3 protein-coding genes are annotated in these 1734 nt (G+C 64.6%); 1 reads left to right on the top strand and 2 read right to left on the bottom strand.

The window, feature by feature from the left end:
• Positions 1-931 (top strand): hydantoinase B/oxoprolinase family protein (locus tag AC04MI_RS24980; protein WP_476499020.1); only part of this gene is annotated, 931 nt, incomplete at its 5' end.
• Positions 932-996: 65 nt separating this feature from the next.
• Here AC04MI_RS24980 and mnhG read toward each other — a convergent pair.
• On the bottom strand, positions 997-1395 hold the full coding sequence (gene mnhG, locus AC04MI_RS24975) for a monovalent cation/H(+) antiporter subunit G (RefSeq protein ID WP_099730475.1): 399 nt from the start codon (positions 1393-1395) through the stop codon (positions 997-999).
• Positions 1392-1670, bottom strand: coding sequence for a K+/H+ antiporter subunit F (locus AC04MI_RS24970; protein WP_056063664.1), 279 nt, complete (start codon positions 1668-1670; stop codon positions 1392-1394). Before AC04MI_RS24970 ends, mnhG begins: the two co-directional genes overlap by 4 nt.
• Positions 1671-1734: the final 64 nt, after the last annotated feature.

The following is a 1734-nucleotide window of genomic DNA, read 5'->3' as shown; positions in this document are numbered from 1 at the left end:
GGCCTACATGCGCCATGTGCAGGACAACGCCGAAGAGTCCGTGCGCCGTGTGATCACACGGCTTAAGGATGGTGCGTTCACGCTGCCKCTGGACAACGGCGCGCAGATCMGCGTGGCCGTGAAGGTGGATGCCACTAACCGCAGTGCCACCATTGATTTCACCGGCACCAGCCCGCAGCAGACCAACAATTTCAATGCGCCCACGGCGGTGTGTATGGCGGCGGTGCTGTATGTGTTCCGCACGCTGGTGGATGACGACATTCCGCTGAACGCGGGGTGCCTCAAGCCGCTCAACGTCATCATCCCGCCCGGCAGCATGCTCAACCCCAACCCACCAGCGTCAGTGGTGGCGGGCAACGTGGAGACCTCCACCTGCATCACCAACGCGCTGTATGGCGCGCTGGGCCTGATGGCRGCGGGGCAGTGCACCATGAACAACTTCACCTTTGGCAGCACGCGCTACCAGTACTACGAGACCATCTCGGGCGGCAGCGGCGCGGGCGGTGTGTGGGATGCCAACGGGCAGCTGGTGGGCGGGTTTGGTGGCACCAGCGTCGTGCAGTGCCACATGACCAACTCGCGCCTGACGGACCCCGAGGTGCTGGAGTTCCGCTTTCCGGTGCGGCTGGAGGGCTACGAGATCCGCAAGGGATCGGGCGGCGCCGGGCAGTGGAAAGGCGGCGACGGGGGCGTGCGCCGTGTGCGCTTTCTGGAGCCCATGACGGCCAGCATCTTGTCGAACGGGCGCCACCATGGCGCGTTTGGCATGGCGGGCGGCCAGCCGGGTGCCGTGGGTATCAACAAGGTGGTGCGCAGCGATGGCCGGGTGGAGCTGCTGGACCACATCGGCCAGGCAGAGATGCTGCCGGGCGATGTGTTCGAGATTCACACCCCCGGCGGCGGCGGGTTTGGTGTGTCGGGGGCGAAGTAAGAGCCAAAAATGCCGCAAGCGCATGTTTTATATGCGCCTGCAGCTATCAAATCAGGAGTTTTTGATCAGGCGTCTTTGACTTCCGTGTTCACACCCACTTTGGGTTGGCTCAGGCTGGGCGGCACGTCGCGCCCGGCCTGCCGTGCGCGGAACAGCGCCGCGCGCATGAGAAAGATCGACATCACCGGCACCGTGATCGCCACGAACACGGCGATCAGCAGCGCATGCAGCGCCAGGCTGCGGTCGGCCACCGAGAAGTACAGCACGGTGCCGTGCATGATCAGCCAACAGCCCAGCGTGGCAATGATGGAGGGCGCGTGCACCCGTTCAAAAAAAGTGGGTAACCGCAGCAGCCCGATGGAGCCCAGCAGGGCCAGCGCGGCACCGGCCAGCACCAGCACGGCCACGATGATTTCCAGCCACAGCGGAAGAACAGCGGTGGCGGTGGTGGCGGCTTCGGTCATTCGATCACCTCGCCGCGCAGCAAAAACTTGGCCATGGCCATGGAGCCGACAAAGCTGAACAGCGCCAGCAGCAATGCGGCCTCAAAGTAGTTCTTGCTGCCGTAGAGCAGGCCCAGCACGAGCATCACCAGCATGCCGCTCAAGTACATGCAGTCCAGCGCCAGCACGCGGTCTTGCGCGGAAGGGCCCTTGAGCAGTCGGATCAACGCGCAGCCCATGGCCAGCGCGAGCATGAGCAGGGCGGCCGGCAGGGCCCAGTCCAGCACGGGGGTCATTCAAAAATCTCCATCAAGGGGGCCTCGTAGCGCTACTTCACCTCAGCGATCACCGCGGCGGGGT

It is taken from the genome of Acidovorax sp. LjRoot204 (assembly GCF_056175785.1).
This window is presented reverse-complemented; position numbering and strand designations above follow the sequence as displayed.